This is a genomic window from Thiomicrolovo sp. ZZH C-3, from assembly GCF_054862725.1.
Window position 1 is genome coordinate 617,954 of the sequence record NZ_JBTKXX010000001.1, and the last position, 20,822, is coordinate 638,775.

Here is a 20,822-nt window from a genome sequence, read left to right on the forward strand (position 1 = left end):
ATGTTTTGATACAGGCAGTATAGGAAAGGATCGTGGAGGGATTGTGAAGCGCTGTTTTCAAGCAAAGAAAATTTTCGGGTGATGAAAAAATACCCATATGTGCAATGGCTGAAAGACAGGGAATACAGGGGCCGGAATGGGTGCCTTGAAACCGAATGAGACAGCTTAACTTCGCACTTTCAGGATGCTTATGCCTTCAACGACGTATAATTCCCCACTTCGTTTTTGTATGCGGCCCGCACACAGTGTCTTTAAGCGAAAGCAAACGGTGGGCCTAATACCATATAAGAACAGCAAAAGAGAGAAGGCAGACAAGATGATAAATGCGGAAGCACTGGAAGCATTAGGCATTAAGAATACCCAAGAGATTTTTTACAACCTTTCCATGGACGATCTGATCGACCATGAGCTGAAGAACGGCGAGTGTCATATGACCAGCAGCGGTGCGACCACGGTCGATACCGGTATCTTCACCGGCCGCAGCCCCAAGGACAAATTCTTTGTCTTTGAAGAGCCTTCCAACAAATATATCGCCTGGGGTGACGTGAATCAGCCCGTATCGAAAGCGGTGTTTGATGAGGTGTATGCCGTCGCCGTCAAAGAGCTTTCCGGTAAGAAGCTCTATGTCAACGACCTCTTCAGCGGTGCCAGCGCCTCCAGCCGCCGCAATATCCGTTTCGTCTCCGAAATCGCATGGCAGTCCCACTTCGTCCGTAACATGTTCATCGTACCGGAGGAAGAGGAGCTTGAAGGCTTCACACCGGATTTCACGCTGCTCAATGCCTGTAAAGCCGTGAATGAGAAGTGGGAAGAACATGGTCTCAACTCCGAAGTATTCGTGCTGTTCAACGTTGAGGAGAACATCGCGATCGTCGGCGGTACCTTCTACGGAGGGGAGATGAAAAAAGGGATCTTCTCCATGATGAACTACTGGCTGCCGCTCGAGGGCAAGATGGCCATGCACTGTTCCGCCAACGTCGGCAAGGATGGGGATACGGCACTCTTCTTCGGCCTCTCCGGTACGGGCAAGACGACCCTCTCCACCGACCCGAACCGCGCGCTGATCGGTGACGATGAGCACGGCTGGGATGACGAAGGGGTCTTCAACTTCGAGGGCGGCTGTTACGCCAAAGTCATCGATATCGATCCGAAGAACGAGCCTGAGATCTACGCGGCGATCCGCCGCGGTGCCCTGCTGGAAAACGTCGTCTTCGACGAAGAGGGAATCGTCGACTACGGTGACGGCAGTAAAACGGAGAACACCCGTGTCTCCTACCCCATCGAGCATATCGAGAACCGCCAGCCGGGCCTGATGGCCGGGCATCCGAAAAACATCATCTTCCTCACCGCGGACGCCTTCGGTGTTTTGCCTCCGGTCTCCAAACTCTCCAAAGAGCAGGCGATGTACTACTTCCTCAGCGGTTACACGGCCAAAGTCGCTGGCACCGAACGCGGAATTACCGAGCCGGTCGCAACCTTCTCCGCCTGTTTCGGCGAAGCGTTCCTGCCGCTGCACCCGACGGTCTATGCGAAACTCCTCGGCGAGAAGATCGACAAGCACGGTGTTAACGTCTACCTGGTCAACACCGGCTGGACGGGCGGCCCCTATGGTATCGGCAAACGTATGAGCATCAAAGATACGCGTGCATGTATCGATGCCATCCTTGACGGTTCCATCAACGACTGCGAGTTCGATACGACGCGTACCTTCCGTCTCCAGGTCCCGCAAGCGCTCGGCGATATCGACCCGAAAGTGCTCAACCCGCGTAACGCATGGGCAAACAAAGAGGAGTTCGACGCTGCGCGCGACCGCCTCGCGGCAATGTTTATCGACAACTTCCACAAATATGAAGAGCAGAGCGGGCACGAATTCGATTACCACGAAGCCGGACCGAAGATCGAGTCCTGATATAGGGGCGGGGTCTCCCCGTTGGCCTTCCCTTTTTCTCTTTAGAGTATAATCCCCCAAATTTCTTTATCGGACACTATATGGAAGATATGTTCTCCAACTTGACGACGTACGGCTATATTGCACTGTTTCTCTACTCGCTGGGCGGCGGTTTTGTCGGCCTGATGGCGGCCGGGGTGCTCTCCTATATGGGGAAGATGGATCTCGCCACTGCAATGGCCGTTGCAATGGTGTCGAACTTTCTCGGGGACACCCTGCTGTTTTACATGGCGCGCTATCATAAAAAAGAGGTGTTGAACTATTTTCACAAACACCGCCGTAAACTGGCCCTGTCGCATATGCTGATGAAGAAGCACGGCAGCTGGATCATCTTCATGCAGAAGTTCGTCTACGGCATTAAAACGCTGATCCCGCTTGCGATCGGGATCACGAAGTATGACTTTACCCGCTTCTCCGTCCTTAACTTTTTCGCGGCGCTGCTCTGGACACTGGTCGTTGGTCTGGGGAGCTACCTTGCCGGCAAACCGATCATGGGCGTCTACGAAGCGATCGTCGAACGCCCCTATATCGCGCCGCTGATCATCGTCGTACTTGGCGGGCTCATCTGGTTCTATCTCAGCCGGGCAACGAAGAAAAAAGCATAACCTTCCTGGCTTGAGCAAAGAGCGGGCGCTCAGGCCTGCATAACACGGAACTACAGCTGCCGGATTTTCGCGATCTCGTCGCGGAGGCGGGCCGCCTCTTCAAACTCCAGTTTTTTGGCCGCCTCTTTCATCTTCAGGTTCAGCTCGGCCAGGATCTTTTTACGCTCGGCTGCCGGCATCTTCTCCAGCTTTTTGCGCTTGTTGTAAAGTTCGCCCGTCTCCTCGAGCTTGAGGTTCTCATCCAGCTTGCGTTTGACGGTCGTCGGCGTAATGCCGTGGGCCTCGTTATAGGCGATCTGTTTTTCGCGACGCTGCTTGTTGATGTCGATGGCGGCCTTCATGGAACGCGTCATCTTCTTGGCATAGAGGATGACACGGCCGTCGGCATTACGCGCGGCGCGTCCAATGGTTTGCACCAGAGAAGTTTCAGAGCGGAGAAAGCCTTCTTTGTCGGCGTCGAGTATGGTAACGAGGCTGACTTCCGGCAGATCGAGTCCTTCGCGCAGCAGGTTGATCCCGATCAGAACATCGAACTCCCCCAGGCGCAGGCTACGGATGATCTGGTTGCGTTCGATCGCGTCGATATCGGAGTGCATGTATTGCACCTTGATACCCAGGTCGGCCAGGTACGTGGTAAGGGACTCTGCCATCTTCTTCGTCAATACGGTCACCAGGACGCGGTCGCCTTTTTCGACGGTCTTCTTGATCTCGTCGTGGAGGTCTTCGACCTGATTGTCAGAGTCCTTGATCGTGACGACGGGGTCGAGTAGTCCCGTCGGGCGGATGATCTGTTCGGCCTTGACGGCGCTCAGCTCGAGTTCCGTTTCGGCGGGGGTGGCGGAGACGAAGAGGTAGTGGGGCGCCTTGTTGATGAACTCCTCATATTTGAGCGGGCGGTTATCCAGGGCGCTGGGAAGTCGGAAGCCATACTCCACGAGTACCTCTTTGCGGCTGCGGTCCCCGGCGTACATCCCCCGGAATTGCGGCAGGGAGACGTGGGATTCGTCGACGATGATCATGTACTTGTCATGGTTGATGGCGAAGTAGTCCAGGAGGGTGTAAGGGGCTTCCCCCGGCTTTTTGGCCGTGAGGTGACGGGAGTAGTTCTCGATCCCTTTGCACATACCGACGGTCTCCAGCATCTCGAGGTCGAACTCGGTGCGCTGTTTCAGCCGCTGTGCTTCGACGATCTTTTCGTTGGCTAGCAGGTTGTCCAGCCGCTCGCCCAGTTCGTCCTCAATCGTCTTAACGGCCCGCGAGAGCTTCTCCTGCCCGACGGTGAACTGGCTCGTGGCGTAGACGGTCACCTTCTCCTTCTCTTCGAGCTTCTTGTTGGCGATGACCTCGAACGTGTAGATGGCTTCGATCTCGTCGCCGAAGAACTCCACGCGGATCGCCTCGTCCTCGAGGTAGGGTGGGTAGATGTCGAGTACGTCGCCGCTGACGCGCAGGTGGCCGCTGTCGAAGTAGGTGTCGTTGCGGGAGTACCCCATTTCCACGAGGCGCAAGAGAAGTTCTTTTTGTCCGATCTCCTCTCCGACCTCGAGGATCTGCACCATCTTCGCATACTCCTCCGGATCCCCAAGACCGTAGTTGGCGGAGACGGAGGCGATGACGATGACGTCGTCGTAGCTGAGAAGGTTGGCCGTTGCGGAGAGGCGGAGGCGTTCGAGCTCGTCGTTGATAGAGCTGTCTTTCTCGATAAAAAGATCCTGGCGCGGAATGTAGGCCTCGGGTTGGTAATAGTCGTAGTAACTGATAAAGTATTCGACATGGTTGTTGGGAAAGAAGGCCTTGAACTCGCTGTAGAGCTGGGCGGCGAGGGTTTTGTTGTGGGTCATGATGATCGTCGGCAGCTGGGTCTTTTCAATGACTTTGGCCATGGTAAAGGTCTTGCCGCTTCCGGTCACCCCCTCGAGGGTCTGGTATCGGTGCCCGTTGAGGACACTCTCGGCGAGGGTTGCTATCGCCCCGGGCTGATCTCCAGCCGGTGCATACTCGGTGACGACTTCAAATCTGCCCACGTATCATCCTTTACTCTTATCTCTTTGTGATAGAATTATAACCAAGCGCGGCGGGGAGCACTCCCGTTGCCCAAATGAGAGAAACAGGATTGAGAAAAATTATGGAACAGCAAGGACAAAGCGTCGTTGACAGACTCGGCGGAAAGATTTCACAGGTCATGGCACAGCTCCAGGCGCTCAAAGAGGAGAACGAAGTCCTCAAAAACGACCTGATGAACCAGCAGGCGCAAAACGAAGCCTATCGCGGCCAGATCGAACGCCTCGAGGCGGACAATGCCGCCAAAGAGCGCGAGATCGAAGAGATCGTCAACAAGATCGAGAGCATTCTCGGATAAGCCGGAGGTCCGGCACAGCGCATGAGCAAAAAAGTCTCCCTCACCGTCAACCGCAGCCGCTTCGACATCGACCTCGATGATGCCTTCGCGGATTTCTTGCTCGATCAACTCGATAAAGATTTCAAACTGGATGCCAACAATGATCTGAAAGTACTGCTGCAGGCATATGTGCGCAAAAACTACGAACTCTTCGAGCTCGAAAGCAGACTTGAAACGATGTTGGCAACAGTGGACGGTAAAAAATAAACAATTCCATTAATCTTTCTATAAGTAAGAAGATTACATAATAACATCAGGTTACGAGTGTGGCCAAAACTTATGTTAAGGAGTCTCTTATGAAAAGAGCTGGTTTTACAATGATCGAATTGATCTTCGTTATCGTTATTCTTGGTATTTTGGCGGCTGTCGCCATTCCGAAGCTTGCCGCAACACGTGATGATGCTAAAATTTCTGCAATTGTCGGAAATGCACGTACAGCATTGGGTGATTTTACATCATTCTATACTTCACAGGGTCAGGCAATTTGGCAAAATGCGGCAACAACTGTTAATGTCGTTTCGAATGTTCCGCTTGCTCAAGGTACATGTGATGTGCCTGCAACTGCACAAGTAGCAAGTGGTACAGCATTCCTTCTTTGTGATGGTAACACTGCGACATCAGCAGCTTGTGTTTCAATCGATGCTAACGCTACACACGTGACTGTAACAGACCTGGCTAATGCTTCAACAGTTTGTACGGCAGTTTCAGACGATCCTGCTATTGTTGCAATGACGACGCAGCCGACTCAGCTCGGTGGTACAGGTGTTGTACGCTAACACTACATTATAATGCCTTGAGCACTTGCTCAAGGCAGCATTGTTAGAATCATGGATGTTCCCGGGTTCTAATCCTCCTTTATTCTTCAGTCAAAAAGTGTCTTATTGTTCGTATCTGTTCTTATTAAGAATTCAATTAGACTTAATTGGATACGATGAAGTTATATTAAAGTGTATAGATGCAAAGGGCGGTTTATGAAATCGAGTGCTTTTACGATGATCGAACTGATATTTGTCATCGTAGTATTAGGGGTGTTGGCAGTCATCGCAATTCCGAAACTTGCTGCCACACGTGACGATGCTGAAATCTCGAGAATGGGTCAGGATATAATGACAGGCAGTTTTGAATGTGCATCATATGTTGTTGCACGAGGAGTAGTTGACCCGATCATGTCCAATATGTCCAGGGCAATTGATGGAGCTGTCGCCGCTGGAAAGGCCACTGAATTGGCTAGACACGTCTCATTCAAAATGGGACAGACGGATGACTGTGTTATGCTGGATATCAATCAGAGCGTTGATGGTAATGTTGAAGAGATACAAATCAGCTTTGCTAACGCCGGCACCGACCATCTTTGTTCGGGATTGCAGCAAGTGATTGACGAGGGGAAATTCCCTATCCCACTAAAAGGAAAAGTAATTGCACGCTAAGAAATACGGATTTACAATGATTGAACTAGTTTTTGTGATTGTCGTGCTTGGAATTTTGGCTGCCGTTGCAGTTCCAAAGTTTGCGGCGACAAGAGAAGATGCACAGATATCGAAGGGGGCGGCTGATGTCGCTGCGATCCGTTCCGGGATCGTTTCGGTACGGCAGCAATACCTTCTGCGGGGGCAGACATCATACCCGACGCGGATCAGCGGGGATGCAGGCGGAGCAAGCGGATTGCTTTTTGACGGAAACGGAACCGGGAAGATTCTGATGTACCCAATTTCGCCGAAAACCGCGGGCGGGCACTGGAGAGCTGGAAATGGTGCCGGTGATTATATCTATCAAGTCGGAAACATCGACTGTGCTTTTCACTATGATGATAATGACGGCACGTTCAGCTTAACGACCGCAAACCAGGAATATTGCGACGGGCTTGTCGGCAACTGATGTTGTTGTGGCTATTGTGAAACTTTTTTCTTTCCTTTCACGATAGCCAATGAATTATTTTTTTGAACTCTCTCTTTTAAATACTCCCCTTACTGCGCTGACTTACGCATCTGACACGCCCTTGGAACAGGGACAGGTTGTCGAGGTGTCGTTACAGTCTAGAAAGCGACTTGGCATTGTCATGAAAAAGGTTGAACAACCAGCTTTCGATACAGAAAAGATCACTGCGGTACAAAGCACCTATTTCAAAAATTGGCAAATTGAATTCGCAAGATTTATCTCAGAGTACTATTTCTGCTCTCTGGGGGAGGCGCTGGGTCTCTTTGTCCCCTATGACGGGGTGTCAGGCGAAGTGGGTAAGACGATGTATGGAGCAATTACGCTTTCGCAACGCCAGGAAGAGGCGTTTTCATTTTTAGAACAGTATCCTATCTCCCTGCTTTTCGGCGATACCGGTTCGGGCAAAACCGAGATATACATGAAATATTTTGAGGCGATGCTGTCAAAGGGAAAACGTTCCCTGTTCCTGATGCCGGAAATCTCGCTGACACCGCAGATGCAGAAGCGTCTGGAAGCGCATTTTGGGGATGCCGTAGTGATGTGGCACTCGAAACTGACGAAGAAGCAGAAGGAGAAGGCCCTCTCGAAGATCCGTAGCGGGGAGGCGGGGATCATCGCCGGCCCGCGCTCTGCGCTGTTCCTGCCGATTGACGATCTTGGCGTGATCGTCGTTGACGAAGAGCATGACGATAGTTATAAATCCTCTTCGCGTCCGCGCTACCATGCCCGCGACATGGCAATCTATTACGGCAAACTGCTCAAGATCCCCGTTGTGCTCGGCAGTGCGACTCCATCCCTCACCTCCTATGTAAAGTTCCCTCACTACAGGCTCAAAGGAGGGCATTTCCAGAGCGAGCGAGCGTTTGAGTTTGAAGCGCATGCCGAGGGGATCACACCGAAGATCGAATCGGCCATCGAGGTGGCTGTGGCCCAAAAAGAGCAGGCGATGCTCTTTATCCCGACGAGGGCAAACTTCAAGTATCTTATCTGCAGCAGCTGCGGCTACACCTACGAGTGCCCCTTCTGCAGTGTCGGGATGAGCGTGCACCGCTACCGCCGCCAGGTGCGCTGCCACTACTGCGGGTATGCAGAGGCGATTCCCCAGCACTGCCCCGAATGCCAGACCGGCGACCTAGTCAGTTCGCGACTGGGCACGGCGGAGGCGGTCGAATATTTCCATGAGCAGCGGCCACAGTGGCGGGTGGCGCAGTTCGACCGGGACAAGATCACGACGCAAAAAAAGCTCAAGGAGCTGCTGCACGCCTTCAACGAACACGAGATCGATCTGCTTGTCGGGACGCAGATGCTCTCGAAGGGGCATGATTACCATGCGGTGACACTGGCGGTCGTGCTGGGTTTGGACAACCTGCTGAGCCTCAGCGACTACCGTGCTCGGGAACGCGGGTTGTCGCTTCTGCTTCAGATCGCGGGGCGTAGCGGCCGGAAAAAGGCGGCACGGGTTATCGTACAGACCTTCAATGCTGAGTTCTTTTCCGCCTACGTGGATGGTTATGAACGTTTTTTGGAAGAGGAAAAACTGTTCCGGGAGGGGATGTACCCGCCCTACAAGAAGCTTTGCCGCGTGCTTTTTGCCCATAAAAAGAGCGAGACGGCTGAAGCAGCTATGCGGCAGATGGAAGCGGGGCTGAAAGCGTTCGCAGCGGTGGAGATTGTCGGTGCGGGAAAAGCCCCGATCGAAAAGATTGCCGGGAAATATCGCTTCCAGTTGCTGTTGCGCGCTGATAAGAGCACCGATCTGATCCGCGCACTCAAAACGACGAAGGTGCCGCTGGCCGAGATCGACATGGACCCCATTGAGTTTGGGTAATGTCTATTTGAAAGCTCAAACTAACGCCCATCTGGCTAAAATCCCTCTATGATTAAGCGCTACCCCACCAAGCAGATCTATGTCGGAAATGTCCCCGTCGGCGGGGATGCGCCTATTTCCGTGCAGTCGATGACCTACAGCCGTACCCGCGACGTCGAAGCGACGGTCGAGCAGATCAACCGTCTCCATTTCGCAGGGTGCGACATTGTGCGCGTTGCCGTCCCGGATATGGAGGACGCGCTGGCGCTGAAGGCGATCAAGGAGCGGATCTCTTTGCCGCTTGTCGCCGATATCCACTTCAACTACAAACTGGCCCTCGTGGCGGCGGAAGTTGTCGACTGTATCCGCATCAACCCGGGCAACATTGGCGAAAAGAGCCGGGTCACGGATATCGTCAAAGCCTGCCAGGAACGCAACATCCCGATCCGCATCGGTGTGAATGCGGGCAGCCTTGAGAAGCAGTTTGATGCAAAGTATGGCCAGACGGCGGAGGGGATGGTCGCCTCGGCGGAGTACAACATCAAGTTTCTCGAGGACCTTGGCTTCAGCGATATCAAGGTCTCGCTCAAAGCCAGCGACGTACAGCGCACCGTCGAGGCGTATCGCCTGCTGCGCCCGAAGAACAATTACCCTTTCCACCTTGGGGTGACCGAAGCGGGCACGAAGTTCCACGCGACGGTCAAGAGTGCCATCGGTTTGGGCACGCTGCTGCTTGAGGGGATAGGCGATACCCTGCGCGTTTCCATTACCGGTGAGCTCGAAGAGGAGATCAACGTCGGCCGTGCGATTCTCAAAGACTCCGGCGCGGCGGGCGAGGGGCTTAATATCATCTCCTGTCCGACCTGTGGCCGGATCGAAGCGGACCTGGTAAGCGCGGTGGACGAGATCGAAAAGCGCACCAAGCATATCAAGGCCCCGCTGAACGTCTCCGTTATGGGGTGCGTCGTCAATGCCATCGGTGAAGCGCAGCATGCCGATGTCGCGATCGCCTACGGCAAAGGGAGCGGCCTGGTGATGGTCAAGGGCGAAGTCGTTGCACGCCTGGAGGAGAAGGAACTGGTGGACAAGTTCGTCGACGAGGTTGAGAAGATGGCGGAAGGGAACGAATAATGGAAGAGAAACTCTACAACCTCGCCTTTGAAAAGGCCGTACTCAGTTCGATCATCTTCGAACCCTCCCAGTTCGAGGACCTCGAAGCGATTCTGAAGTCCGAGGATTTTTACCTGCCGGCACACCAGGATATCTACGGGGCCATCGTCTCCCTCTCCCGGCGGGACGAGCCGATTGACGAGGAGTTTATTCGTAAAGAGCTCAACGCAAAGAAGAAGTTCGACGAGAACGTGATGCTCGAGATCCTTTCGGCCAACCCGATCTCGAATACGGCGGCCTACGTCAAAGAGCTGAAGGACAAATCCCTCAAGCGCCATCTGCTGACCCTGACGACGGAGATCAAGAAGGTCGCGCTCGAAGAGGAGTGGCCCAGCAGTGAAGTCGTCGATATGGTCGAGAAAAAACTCTACGAGATCACGCAGGATTCTCAGACGAGCGACTTCAAAGACGCCGAGTCGGTCACGATCGATACGATGCGCTACATCGAAGAGATGAAAGCGCGGGGCAACTCGGTCCTCGTCGGTGTCGATACGGGGTTCGCCGAACTCAACAAAATGACGACGGGATTCGGCAAGGGAGACCTCGTCATCGTTGCGGCGCGCCCGGCGATGGGGAAGACCTCCTTTGCGCTTAATATGGTGCAGAACCTGCTCAAAAAAGGCAAAGGCGTCGCCTTCTTCTCCCTGGAGATGCCGGCGGAGCAGCTGATGCTGCGTCTGCTCTCCGTCGATACTTCCGTCCCGCTGCAGAAGCTCCGTGTCGGCGATATGAATGACGAGGAGTGGACACGGCTAGGCCAGGCGGTCGAGCGGATGCAGTCGAGCAAACTCTTTGTCGATGACCAGGGTTCGGTCAACATCAACCAGCTCCGTTCCCGTCTGCGCAAGCTCAAGGGGCAGCACCCCGAGATTGAAATGGCCGTCATCGACTACCTGCAGATCATGAGCGGCACGGGCACGCGTGACCGCCACCTGGAAGTCAGCGAAATGTCCCGGGGACTGAAGATGCTGGCGCGTGAGCTGGAGATGCCCATCGTCGCACTCTCCCAGCTCAACCGCGGTCTGGAGTCGCGTAACGATAAGCGTCCGATGCTCAGCGATATCCGCGAATCCGGTTCTATCGAGCAGGATGCCGATATCATCCTTTTCGTCTACCGCGACGACGTCTACCTCTACAAGGAGGAGAAAGAGCGTGAAAAGGCCGCGAAGGCCGAGGGCAAGGAGTTTACGCCCACCTATGTCGAGAAGGAGGAAGAGGAGGCCGAGATCATTATCGGCAAGCAGCGTAACGGTCCGACGGGCCATGTCAAGCTGCTCTTCCAGAAGCGGCTGACCCGCTTTATCGACATGCCGACCTATAACGCGACGGAGATCGTTTACGAGAACGTCGATACGAAGAGTGCGGAGATGGATGTCGGCAGCGTTTCCATGCCGACGATTTAACACGCAGACTCTCCATTTTCCCCTTCAAGAAGTTTTGATAGAATAGCTATAAACCAAAATAGTTATTCTATATGAAACTTGAGCCCCCTGCGCTTTTAACCTCCCCGAGGGAAGTGATACTTTCCCTGGGTCTCCTAATCGCTGTTTTTCTCCTCTCCCTGGGCGGGGAGTATCGTGCCTATAAACGGCTGACCCGGTATGACGATGCGGTGATCTTTGCGACCGTCGAGCAGCAGTATGAAAAACGCAAGGCGGAGCGAATCTATCAGGTACTCAAGTTGCGCAGCGAGGCAGGTGCCTCCTTTTATATGACGGCCCCGGCGGCCCTGCGAAACCTGCAGGGGTATGCGGTACGGGTCTGGCTGCGAACGGACCGTCTGGATTTCAGGCACTACCTCAGCGGTTTTTTCGCCTATGGTGCCGTCGATGCCGTCTTGCCGCAACGCCAGTGGAAGTTTTGGGCGGGGGAGTGGTTTGCCGCCCAGCACGACGAAGGACGAAGCGGTGCACTGTTTGCAGCGCTTTTTACGGCTACGCCGCTTCCCCCCGCAGTACGAACGTCGTTGGGGCAGCTGGGCATCAGCCACCTGCTGGCAATCAGCGGCTTTCACCTGGGATTGCTCAGCGTGCTGCTATTTACGCTGCTGCGTTTTCCCTACCGCGCCCTGCAGTCGCGCTGGTTTCCTTGGCGAAATGCGAATAGGGATCTGTTCGGCGTCACGGCCATCATCCTGTTGGGCTATGCCCTCTTTTTGCAGCTGCCGCCCTCCGTGCTGCGCGCCTTTGCAATGATGCTCATCGGCTTTTTCCTTTATGACCGCGGTTTAAGGCTGCTCTCGTTCCAGTCCCTCTTTATCGCCGCCGTACTCTTGATTGCGCTCTGGCCCCGACTGCTCTTTTCCGTCGGTTTCTGGCTCTCTGTGGCGGGGGTCTACTACATTTTTCTATTTTTGCACACTTTCGCCGATAGGGGTAAAGTTTTTACCTTCGTCGGGATACACGTGTGGGTCTACCTCATGATGCTGCCGATCGCTCTGGCGATTTTCGGTACCTTCTCGGCGCTACATCCGCTCTCTATCCTCTGGACAATGCTCTTTATCCCCTTCTACCCGCTGGCGCTGTTGCTGCACGCAGTCGGTGCAGGAGGCATCCTTGACGCAGCGATCGTCCGGATCCTCGAATTGCCCGTGTCCGCCGTCAGGGTAGAAGCGGGATGGTGGTTATTAATTTGCTGGGTGGGTCTAAGCCTGCTTGCGCTTCCATCCAAGACGGTCAAAATGCTCCTGCCCCTTCTGGCCGCGGCGGTATTTGTAGGCGCGGTCTATCAGGTAGCATAGTTTGAGGCCGTAGACGAAGATGATCCACGATGTATAGATCCAGATGAAGGTGAAGAGAACGATGGAGAAGGAGCCGTAGACAGTCGAATAGGTCTTGTTGTAGAAGATGTAGTAGACGAAACCGTTCTTCGCCAGCGTCCAGACGGCGGCGATGATAAAGGAGGTGATAAAGGAGGCCTTGGTGTCGACGTTGGTGTTGGGCGAGATCTTGTAGATGATGAAGAAGAGCATCCAGACGATGAAGTAGGGGAAGATACTCACCAGGTTGAACCAGGCCGTCGCCCCGTATTCGGCGAGTATGGCAGCGGCCCGGGTGGAGAGGTAGATGGAGAGCCCGAAGGCGATCGGGCTCAGTGTCACCAGGGTCCAGTAGGTTGTGACGGACTGCCAGATGGTACGGCGCTTGGTATGGAAGATCTTGTTGACGATGTACTCGTAGTTTTCGAAAAAGAGCATGGAGGCGACGACGATCATCAGGGAACCGACGACGCTGAGCTTGACGGCGTTGCTGAGAAACTCGTCGATATACTGGGAGATCTGTTCGGACTGCACCGGCAGAAGGTTCTCGATGAGAAAGGCCTTCAGGTCCGCGTAATACTCCTGGAAACTCGGCATCGTCACCGCGATGGAGAGGATGATCATCAGCAGCGGGATAACGGTGAAGATCGTGTAGAAACTGAGGCTCGAAGCGTAATAGGTCAGCTCGGAGTCAAGGAGCTGGTTCCAGTAGTATCGGGCGTGCCGCTTAAAGCGTTTCCAGGAGTAGCGGTGGATGTTCTCTTGCATACGAAGATTGTAGCACAAAGCGCTTTACGGAAGCGGTGCACGGGGGTGCACCGGGGAAGGCGGTTTAGTCGAGGCCCATCTTGTTCGGGTTGAGGATATTGTTGGGATCGAAGGCTTTTTTGATCGCCTTGAAGAGGTTCATCTCCTCGTCGGTGAAGGCCATGCCCATGTAGGGGGCCTTCGCCAGGCCGATGCCGTGCTCGCCGCTCAGCGTCCCGCCCATGTCGATGGTGGCCTGGAAGACCTCTTCGATCGCCTTGTAGCCGATCTTGACCTGTTCGGGGTCTTTGCCGTCTACCATGACGTTGGTGTGGACGTTGCCGTCGCCCGTGTGGCCGAAGCAGGGGATGTTGATATTGTACTTCTCGGCGATGGCGTAGAACTTCTCGAGCAGTCCCGGCAGGGCGGAACGGGGGACGGTGACGTCCTCGTTGATCTTCTTGCTGCCGTAGACGGCGAGGGATTGGCTGGCGTTGCGGCGGGCGAACCAGAGGTCGGCCGCTTCAGCCTTGTCCTTGGCGATGACGAAGTCCGAACAGCCGTTCTCGCGGAAGACCTTCTCGATCTGGGCGAGCTGGAAGTCCAGGTCGGGTTCGAGGTTGCCGTCGACGTCGGTGACGAGGATGGCGCCCGCATCGACGGGAAGGCCTTTGTTGAAGGTCTGCTCGACGGCGCGGATGGTGAGGTTGTCGAGGAACTCCATCGCGACCGGGGTGACGCCCGATGCCATTGTTTTGTAGACCGCTTCCATCGCTTCGGTGACAGAGGAGAAAACGCCCATCGCCGTTTTGGTCATTTTCGGTTTGGCGATCAGTTTGAGGGTGACTTCCGTCGTGACGGCGAGGGTCCCTTCCGAGGCGATCAGAATGCCTGCGATGTTGTAGCCGGCGACATCCTTGATGGTCCGTTTGCCGGCCTTGATAACGTCGCCGTTGGGCAGCACCGCCCTGATGGCCATGACATAGTCCTTGGTGATGCCGTATTTCGCCGCGCGCATACCGCCGGCGTTCTCACTGACGTTGCCGCCGATCGTGGAGTAGTCCTGGCTGGCCGGGTCCGGCGGGTAGAAAAGGCCGACCGCTTCGACGGCGCGCTGCAGGTCCATGTTGATGACCCCGGGCTGTACGACGGCGACCATATTCTGCATATCGATCTCGAGGATCTTGTTCATATGCTTTTCAAAGGCGAGGACGATCCCGCCGTGGCTGGGGAGCGCCCCGCCGGTGAAGCCGCTGCCCGCGCCGCGGGGGACGATGACGATGCCGTGTTCGTCGCAGTAGCGCAGAATGTCGCTGACATCCTGTTCATGGCGCGGGAAGAGGACGGCATCGGGTTCGAAACGTTCGCGGGTCGCATCGTAGGAGTAGGCGAGCAGGTGCGCTTTGTCGCTGTAGATATTGTCGTCGCCGACAACGGCGGCAAAGTGCTGCAGGTGCTTGGGATCGATCATGGCTGGCCCTTCAGGTCAAATTCGTCTAATAATTGCTTATCGGCGCTTGGATGCGACTGAATAAAGTCGTATAGTTTCTGCGAGTGCGGGTTGTTTTCAACGAGCAGTTCGAGGTAGTAGGGCCCGTAGGCATCGAGCCTGCCGCTGCCGCTGCCGAACCAGTTGGCGTCGATCTCTTCGACCCGGGTGTAGAAAGGCAGCTGCGGCTCGTCGTAGCTCAGGCCGGCCTGGCTCATCTGCAGCAGGCTCAGGCTCTGGCAGTCGAGGGTGAAGAGGGTGTCATCCAGGTAGAGAAAGAGCAGCCCCGTCGTGGCGACGGTACAGAAACCGGCCAGGTCTTCCTTGAGGGGCGTCGGATGACCCTCGTAGGAGAGATAGGTCGCCAGGGTGTCGGGGTGCATCCACTCGACACTGCCAAGCTGCTCGGTCAGCTTGAAGTAGAGCGAGCGCGTCGGGGCGAGCAGCACACCGCGGGTATAGGCGAAAGCGAGGATCACCTCGTCACCCGCTTCGGGCTGCCACTCACCGCGCGGCAGGGAGTTCTGCTGCAATCCGCTGTACTCTGAGAAGGCGACGGTCAGCACGCCGGCCGCGTCGTCATAGCGCTTGGCAACGGCATTGGCGATGATCGCACTGTGCTCCGGGGTAAAGTGGCGGACGACAAAGCCGCTGACGCCCGGTTCGACCCGGGCGGTCTTGATCGTACCGGTCTCCTTCTCGGCGGAGACGCTTTCGAGGGAGAGGTGCAGTGCGCCGGCATGAAGAAGCCCGAAAAAGAACGGAAGCATAAAGATGAGTCTTGTCACTGAAAACCTTGGCAGTCTAAATGGGAAAAAATTATAGCCTAGCGTTGATAAATGGGCTCTTTATGCCCTTTAGAGCTGGGCTTTAGCACGAATCTGCTACCCTTTCACATCCGTTGGATGGAGGTGAGATTTGGTTCGGTTCTTTTGGCTGCTCTTGGCGCCCCTGGTGCTGCTGGCGTCGTCGGTGGAAACGTACAAATGGAGCGAAGGCGAAACGTACCTGATGTTCCTGGAACGCCTCCACCTGCCCCAGGCGCTCTATTACGATATCGACAGCGACGACCAGAAGCTGACCGAGGAACTTCGCAGCGGCATGCCTTACCAGGTGATGCATGACCGCAACGGCACCATCGAACAGGTGCTCATTCCCGTCTCAGACGAACTGCAGCTGCATCTCTACCGAAAAGCAGGCACCTTCGCCTTTGAAGCGATCCCGGTGATTGCGTCGACCAAACAGGAATCGATCAGCCTCTCCATTGAAAACTCCCCCTATTATGACATCCTCAAAGCGACCGGTTCCCGCTCCCTGGCACATGCTTTCGTCGCCGGATTCAAGAACTCTCTGAACTTCCGCCGCGATCTGCGCAAAGGGGACAAACTGGTCATGGTCTATACGCAGAAATACCGTCTTGGAAGCCCCTTCGGCATGCCGGAGCTTCAGGTCGGAATGATCGAGATGCGGGGGAAACGGCACTCGGTCTACCTCAACAGCGATGAGCGCTATTATGACGAAAAGGGGCGCCAGGTCGAGGGGTTCCTGCTCTCCAGACCCGTGCGAAACGGCCGGGTCAGTTCCGGGTTCACGCTGCGGCGCTACCACCCGATCCTCAAGCGCTACCGGGCACATCTGGGTGTGGACTATGCCGCACCCCGGGGAACGCCAATCGTTGCCGCCGGCAGCGGTACCGTCATCTTTGCCGGACGCACCCGCGGCTACGGCAAGCTGATCAAAATCCGGCACAGTGACGGCTATATGACGCTCTATGCCCACCAAAAAGCGTTCAGACGCGGTATTCATCGCGGCAAGCACGTCAAACAGGGGCAGGTGATCGGCTACGTGGGGAGCACGGGGCTCTCGACGGGACCGCACCTGCACTTCGGGCTCTATAAGAACGGCCGGGCGATCAACCCCGCCCGCGTGGTCCAGGTGACGACAAAGAAGCTCGGCGGCAAGGCGCTCAAAGCCTTCCGGGGTGAAATGGCGCGTCTGAATACTCTGGTCGATGACGTACTGGCACACCCGACGAAGGCCGTCAGGGTTGAGACGATCGACAATGCCTGCTATATCGACCCCGAAAACTGCCGTCCGCTGAAAAGGGGGGAGAACAATGAAACACATCAGTGAGATCAAGCACGCTTTCGATCAGTTTCTGCTGGGCAAGACGGACCATCTCCCCCACGCCAGTGAGATCGCCTACCTGCTCAAAAACATCCACCAGGAGAACCCGGAGGATTTCCGCGGGATGCTCGGCCGGATCCCCCAGGATGTCCGGGGTGAGGTCCTGCTGGAGCTCTCTGAAAAGCTCAAAGAGGAAGCGATCGAGTTTTACTCCAGCGAAGAGCTGGCCGAGGCGGTCGAGGGGCTGGATTCGGACGATGCCGCGGAGCTGATCGAGGATATTGTCGATATCGACGAAGACAAATCCGAGGCCGTTTACGAACAGCTCGACGAGGAAGACCGCGAAGATATCGACAAGATCCGCAGCTACGAGGCCGACCAGGCCGGGGCGTGGATGCAGACGGAGCTCTTCGAGGCGACCCTCGACGAGACGGTGCGCGATGCGATCGCCCGGCTCAAACGGCTCAAGGAAGAGGGTGAGCTGGAGAACGTCCATCAGCTCTATATCGTCAATGACGAGCACCGTCTGGTGGCAACCGTCGCCCTGGAAGATATGATCCTGATGGACTTCGAACAGACCTTCCGGGCACAGCTGGGTACCAAAGAATTCCGTTCGGTCGAAGCGACCGACGACATCGACGAAGTCGCGACGATCTTCGAACAGTACGACGTTGCCGTGCTGCCGGTCGTCGACCACGACAGTCGCCTGGTCGGCCGGATCACCTCGGATGATATCTACGACGTTATCGAAGAGCGTGCGACCGAGCAGATCTATAACCTGGCAGGGGTCAACGACGAGGTCGAGCAGGAAGAGGATATCCGGGGGGTTTTCAAAAACCGCGCGAGCTGGCTCTTTGTCAACCTGCTGACGGCCATTCTCGCCTCGGCGGTCATCGGGCTCTTCGACGCGACCATCGCCGCCTATGTCCCGCTGGCGATCCTGATGCCGATTGTCGCGTCGATGGGGGGCAACGCGGGGACGCAGACCCTGACGGTCATGGTACGCCAGATGGCGCTGGGGGACATCGAGTTCGGCAATGCCAAGTCGGCGCTCTACAAGGAGATCGCCGTTGCGCTGCTCAACGGGCTGCTCTTCGCCCTGATCATGGGGCTGATCGCCTGGGCCTGGTTCCAGCTGCCGCTGCTGGGGCTGGTCATCGGCATGGCGATGATCATCAACCTCTTTATCGCCGGCTTCTTCGGGGCTTCCATTCCCCTGCTACTCAAGCGGCTCAACATCGACCCGGCGGTCGGTTCGACCGTGCTGCTGACGACGGCAACGGACGTCTTCGGCTTCTTCAGCTTCCTTGGACTGGCCAAGGTTATTCTGCTCTGATCCTTTCCTTCTTTTTGTCTGTAGAATGAATGTTTTTGTTCCCCTTCTTCTTTGCACCCCAGGGTATCCTCTCTTGAGGCTGCGCCTCAATTCACCTTGTCTTGTGCAAAGCAGAAGCCGAACCGGGGAAAAAAAGCACAAAGGGCTGCTGCTCTGAAAGAAATACTCTCGGGGTGCGCCTTCGGCAACATCCAACCATTAATTATCCGCTCGATCCGCTAATGACCATTTCGATCTTGATATTTCAACCGAAGTAAGACACGTTGTTTTTCGGGGGTAAAAGATAAAAGTGCGGTTTGCTGCACGCGCCCCGGAGGAAGTGCCCTCGGGGTATGAGCCCGCTGCTGAAGCGGACACAGCATCAGCGTAGCTGCCAGGGGCTTTCAAGGAAACATCGCGTTGCGAGCGGTACCCTTGTTTTGCTCCTGCGGCGTATCAAAATTTGTATGAGACGTTGGCGTAGTAGTAGCGGCCCGGCTCGTTCAGTAGCATGACGTCGCCGGCAGGGTCGAGGCTGAGGAGCGTCAGGTCTTTGTAGGTGTTGGAAACGGCATAGGTCGCGTTGAAGACGTTGTCGACGCCGAGGATCAGACCGAAGTTGCGGTTGATACGGTGATCGACTTTGAGGTTCATGACCGCCCAGGCACCGATGGCCTGTTCACCGTTCTCCGCATCGTAACGGTCCCACTGGTGCGCAGCGACCCCTTCGATGGTCGCCATACTGTCGTCACGATAGTTCCAGTTGAGGGCCAGGTGGCCTTTGAGCGGCGGGATGTCGGCGAGGTTGGTGCCGTTCTGGTCTCTGAGCGCACTGTCTTTTTTGCCGTACTGGTATGCTGCGCCGAAGTCGATATAGACGGAATCGGTTGCAAACCATGTCCCGGCGATTTCAGCCCCCCAGATCGTGGCATCGATATTCTCGAACTTGTTCTGCGTGATCGTCGGCGTGGCGTTATAGTAGATGTAGTCCTTCAGACGGCTGTAGAAGAGGCGCGTCTTCAGATTGAAATTGCTGTAGGTGTTGGTCATCCCGAGGTCGGCTTCGTAGTTCGTCGTCTGCTCAAGATCGGGCGTACCGACGATCATGCCGCTTTTCTGGAAGTAGAGCTCGCGGGCGTCCGGGACGCGGGAGGCCATACCGATGCCGCCGAAGAAACCGAGGTACTCCGTCAGGGAGTAGTCGGCAAAGAGGTTGAGGCCGACGGAGGTGTAGTCGTTGTCCTGCAGTGCGGGATTCCCGGTAGTGATGGCCGTATCGTCATAGCGCAGCCCCAGTTTGTACGCGGCGTTGCGATAGCGTTTTTCCAGTTCGGCGAAGAAGGCGACGTTGCGGGTGTCGGCATCATCGATGCTCGCGCCCATTGGCATGGTGCCGTTCAGGTCGTAGGCGCCGTCCCAGTTGCGGAGGCTGCCGTCAAGCCCGAAGGTAATATCCATCGTGTCTGAAACGGCCGTCGTGTTTTTGAGCGTCGCCCCCTGGATCGTGGAGGTGAGGTGGTTGGTCATGGTGCCCATCATCATGGAGGATTTGCGCCATGCAGTCCACATCGGGTGATCGACGTAGGAGTAGTAGTAGGTCGCGCTCAGCTCCTTGGACCAGCCGGCCAGATCCGTGGCTACGTACTGGACGTTGTAGAGGTCCGAGTTGTCGTAGCGGGCGTCCATCCCGGAGTTGGGGTAGAGGACACCGTCGCTGCGGTTGCCCGTATAGCCCAGGCGAAGTTCCTGGTTTTCGGCCAGGTTGACAAAGAGCTTCGCCATGACGGAGCGTTTTGCGTAGGCACTGCGGTCGCGTTCGGAGGGCAGGTAGGCATTGGGGGCCTTGGCGGTGCCCGCGGCGACGGCGTTGTCGATCTGGTCGGCGAAGGTGTTGCCGCTGCCGTCTTCGTACTGGCCGCTCCACTCGCCCGAGACGCCGATCAGCGCGCGGACCGTATCGTTCCCGCCGGTGAGGGTACCGGCGACCTTCGAGTAGCCGTAACTACCGATCCCGGCGTTGAAGTTACCGTGCATCCCTTTGTCGGGCTGGACGGTGTCGACGGTCACGAGGCCGCTGAGGGTCCCGGCGTGTTCAACGTCATACGGTCCCTCGATGATGCTGATCGAGGAGATGTTGTTCGTGATGACGTGGGAGGTCGGCGGGTCCATACGGTTGGGACAGGCGCCGTAGATCTTGCCGCCGTCGACGATGACGTTGATGTTGTCGCGCTTCTGGCCGCGGAGGATGATATCGTTGGCGATACCGCTGCGGCGGACCAGGGTGATGCTCGGCACCTGCTTGGCCAGCGCCTCGGCGGTGTCGGCGGATTTGATCTCTTCGGTGTTGACGTCGCTGAGCGACGAGCTTTCGACAACGATACTGTCGAGGGTTGCTTCCCCGCCGGCGGTCGCGTTGTTCTCTGCCGCGTCATTGGCCAGCAGTGCTGCCGCTGCCAGTGAAACCAATACTGTTTTCTTCATTCTTGTCCTTCATTTCATTGCATTCAAAACCACAAATACTAG

General features: G+C 55.9%; 18 protein-coding genes. 13 read left to right on the forward strand and 5 right to left on the reverse strand.

Features of this window, described 5'->3' with window-relative positions; all coding sequences use genetic code 11:
• Positions 1–316: 316 nt before the first annotated feature.
• Both pckA and ACXWTF_RS03185 read left to right on the forward strand, forming a co-directional pair.
• Positions 317–1,909 carry a phosphoenolpyruvate carboxykinase (ATP) gene (gene pckA, locus ACXWTF_RS03180; RefSeq protein ID WP_461713564.1) on the forward strand — a complete coding sequence of 531 codons (1,593 nt, stop codon included), beginning with the start codon at positions 317–319 and terminating at the stop codon, positions 1,907–1,909.
• 80 nt (positions 1,910–1,989) lie between these two features.
• Complete coding sequence (locus ACXWTF_RS03185; protein ID WP_461713565.1) at positions 1,990–2,553, forward strand: DedA family protein; 564 nt, start codon at positions 1,990–1,992, stop codon at positions 2,551–2,553.
• Positions 2,554–2,603: 50 nt separating this feature from the next.
• Here the strand turns inward: ACXWTF_RS03185 and uvrB are convergent, their stop codons facing one another.
• Positions 2,604–4,577: an excinuclease ABC subunit UvrB gene (gene uvrB, locus ACXWTF_RS03190; protein ID WP_461713566.1), complete on the reverse strand. Its 1,974-nt coding sequence runs from the start codon at positions 4,575–4,577 to the stop codon at positions 2,604–2,606.
• A 101-nt stretch (positions 4,578–4,678) separates the two neighbouring features.
• On the opposite strand from uvrB, the gene ACXWTF_RS03195 reads away from it, so the two are divergent.
• From ACXWTF_RS03195 to ACXWTF_RS03235, 9 genes are all read left to right on the forward strand, one after another.
• A complete protein-coding gene (locus ACXWTF_RS03195; protein WP_461713567.1) occupies positions 4,679–4,912 on the forward strand; it encodes a hypothetical protein in 234 nt (77 codons plus the stop codon).
• A gap of 21 nt (positions 4,913–4,933) precedes the next feature.
• Positions 4,934–5,158 (forward strand): hypothetical protein, encoded by a 225-nt coding sequence (locus ACXWTF_RS03200; RefSeq protein ID WP_416768764.1) that lies wholly within the window; start codon positions 4,934–4,936, stop codon positions 5,156–5,158.
• An 89-nt stretch (positions 5,159–5,247) separates the two neighbouring features.
• On the forward strand, positions 5,248–5,727 hold the full coding sequence (locus ACXWTF_RS03205) for a type II secretion system protein (protein ID WP_461713568.1): 480 nt from the start codon (positions 5,248–5,250) through the stop codon (positions 5,725–5,727).
• A gap of 195 nt (positions 5,728–5,922) precedes the next feature.
• The gene (locus ACXWTF_RS03210; protein WP_461713569.1) at positions 5,923–6,378 is read left to right on the forward strand and encodes a type II secretion system protein; all 456 of its coding nucleotides are present in this window, start codon (positions 5,923–5,925) and stop codon (positions 6,376–6,378) included.
• Positions 6,379–6,394: 16 nt separating this feature from the next.
• Positions 6,395–6,826, forward strand: coding sequence for a type II secretion system protein (locus tag ACXWTF_RS03215; protein WP_461713570.1), 432 nt, complete (start codon positions 6,395–6,397; stop codon positions 6,824–6,826).
• 49 nt (positions 6,827–6,875) lie between these two features.
• Positions 6,876–8,714, forward strand: a complete 1,839-nt coding sequence (locus tag ACXWTF_RS03220; RefSeq protein ID WP_461713571.1) for a primosomal protein N' — start codon at positions 6,876–6,878, stop codon at positions 8,712–8,714.
• A gap of 48 nt (positions 8,715–8,762) precedes the next feature.
• Positions 8,763–9,824: a flavodoxin-dependent (E)-4-hydroxy-3-methylbut-2-enyl-diphosphate synthase gene (gene ispG, locus ACXWTF_RS03225; protein ID WP_461713572.1), complete on the forward strand. Its 1,062-nt coding sequence runs from the start codon at positions 8,763–8,765 to the stop codon at positions 9,822–9,824.
• Entirely contained in the window at positions 9,824–11,266 is a 1,443-nt protein-coding gene (locus tag ACXWTF_RS03230; RefSeq protein WP_461713573.1) for a replicative DNA helicase, read from the forward strand. The genes ispG and ACXWTF_RS03230 overlap by 1 nt, the downstream gene beginning before the upstream one ends.
• Before the next feature lie 113 nt (positions 11,267–11,379).
• Entirely contained in the window at positions 11,380–12,603 is a 1,224-nt protein-coding gene (locus ACXWTF_RS03235) for a ComEC/Rec2 family competence protein (protein WP_461713574.1), read from the forward strand.
• Here the strand turns inward: ACXWTF_RS03235 and ACXWTF_RS03240 are convergent.
• The 3 genes from ACXWTF_RS03240 to ACXWTF_RS03250 form a co-directional block, all read right to left on the reverse strand.
• Positions 12,508–13,389 (reverse strand): YihY family inner membrane protein, encoded by an 882-nt coding sequence (locus ACXWTF_RS03240; RefSeq protein ID WP_461713575.1) that lies wholly within the window; start codon positions 13,387–13,389, stop codon positions 12,508–12,510. The genes ACXWTF_RS03235 and ACXWTF_RS03240 overlap by 96 nt on opposite strands.
• A gap of 64 nt (positions 13,390–13,453) precedes the next feature.
• A complete protein-coding gene (locus tag ACXWTF_RS03245) occupies positions 13,454–14,839 on the reverse strand; it encodes an FAD-linked oxidase C-terminal domain-containing protein (protein ID WP_461713576.1) in 1,386 nt (461 codons plus the stop codon).
• Positions 14,836–15,645, reverse strand: coding sequence for a plasminogen-binding N-terminal domain-containing protein (locus tag ACXWTF_RS03250; RefSeq protein WP_461713577.1), 810 nt, complete (start codon positions 15,643–15,645; stop codon positions 14,836–14,838). Before ACXWTF_RS03250 ends, ACXWTF_RS03245 begins: the two co-directional genes overlap by 4 nt.
• Before the next feature lie 130 nt (positions 15,646–15,775).
• Between ACXWTF_RS03250 and ACXWTF_RS03255 the strand changes: the two genes are divergently transcribed.
• Positions 15,776–16,990: a peptidoglycan DD-metalloendopeptidase family protein gene (locus ACXWTF_RS03255; protein WP_461713578.1), complete on the forward strand. Its 1,215-nt coding sequence runs from the start codon at positions 15,776–15,778 to the stop codon at positions 16,988–16,990.
• Positions 16,974–18,320, forward strand: a complete 1,347-nt coding sequence (gene mgtE / locus ACXWTF_RS03260) for a magnesium transporter (protein WP_461713579.1) — start codon at positions 16,974–16,976, stop codon at positions 18,318–18,320. Before ACXWTF_RS03255 ends, mgtE begins: the two co-directional genes overlap by 17 nt.
• A gap of 435 nt (positions 18,321–18,755) precedes the next feature.
• Here mgtE and ACXWTF_RS03265 read toward each other — a convergent pair whose 3' ends face one another.
• Entirely contained in the window at positions 18,756–20,780 is a 2,025-nt protein-coding gene (locus tag ACXWTF_RS03265; protein ID WP_461713580.1) for a TonB-dependent receptor, read from the reverse strand.
• Between the last annotated feature and the right edge of the window lie 42 nt (positions 20,781–20,822).

Coding starts and splice junctions, on each gene's coding strand:
- pckA (WP_461713564.1), top strand. CDS start 317: ATGATAAATGCGGAAGCACTGGAAGCATTAGGCATTAAGAATACCCAA.
- ACXWTF_RS03185 (WP_461713565.1), top strand. CDS start 1,990: ATGGAAGATATGTTCTCCAACTTGACGACGTACGGCTATATTGCACTG.
- ACXWTF_RS03195 (WP_461713567.1), top strand. CDS start 4,679: ATGGAACAGCAAGGACAAAGCGTCGTTGACAGACTCGGCGGAAAGATT.
- ACXWTF_RS03200 (WP_416768764.1), top strand. CDS start 4,934: ATGAGCAAAAAAGTCTCCCTCACCGTCAACCGCAGCCGCTTCGACATC.
- ACXWTF_RS03205 (WP_461713568.1), top strand. CDS start 5,248: ATGAAAAGAGCTGGTTTTACAATGATCGAATTGATCTTCGTTATCGTT.
- ACXWTF_RS03210 (WP_461713569.1), top strand. CDS start 5,923: ATGAAATCGAGTGCTTTTACGATGATCGAACTGATATTTGTCATCGTA.
- ACXWTF_RS03215 (WP_461713570.1), top strand. CDS start 6,395: ATGATTGAACTAGTTTTTGTGATTGTCGTGCTTGGAATTTTGGCTGCC.
- ACXWTF_RS03220 (WP_461713571.1), top strand. CDS start 6,876: ATGAATTATTTTTTTGAACTCTCTCTTTTAAATACTCCCCTTACTGCG.
- ispG (WP_461713572.1), top strand. CDS start 8,763: ATGATTAAGCGCTACCCCACCAAGCAGATCTATGTCGGAAATGTCCCC.
- ACXWTF_RS03230 (WP_461713573.1), top strand. CDS start 9,824: ATGGAAGAGAAACTCTACAACCTCGCCTTTGAAAAGGCCGTACTCAGT.
- ACXWTF_RS03240 (WP_461713575.1), bottom strand. CDS start 13,389: ATGCAAGAGAACATCCACCGCTACTCCTGGAAACGCTTTAAGCGGCAC.
- ACXWTF_RS03245 (WP_461713576.1), bottom strand. CDS start 14,839: ATGATCGATCCCAAGCACCTGCAGCACTTTGCCGCCGTTGTCGGCGAC.
- mgtE (WP_461713579.1), top strand. CDS start 16,974: ATGAAACACATCAGTGAGATCAAGCACGCTTTCGATCAGTTTCTGCTG.
- ACXWTF_RS03265 (WP_461713580.1), bottom strand. CDS start 20,780: ATGAAGAAAACAGTATTGGTTTCACTGGCAGCGGCAGCACTGCTGGCC.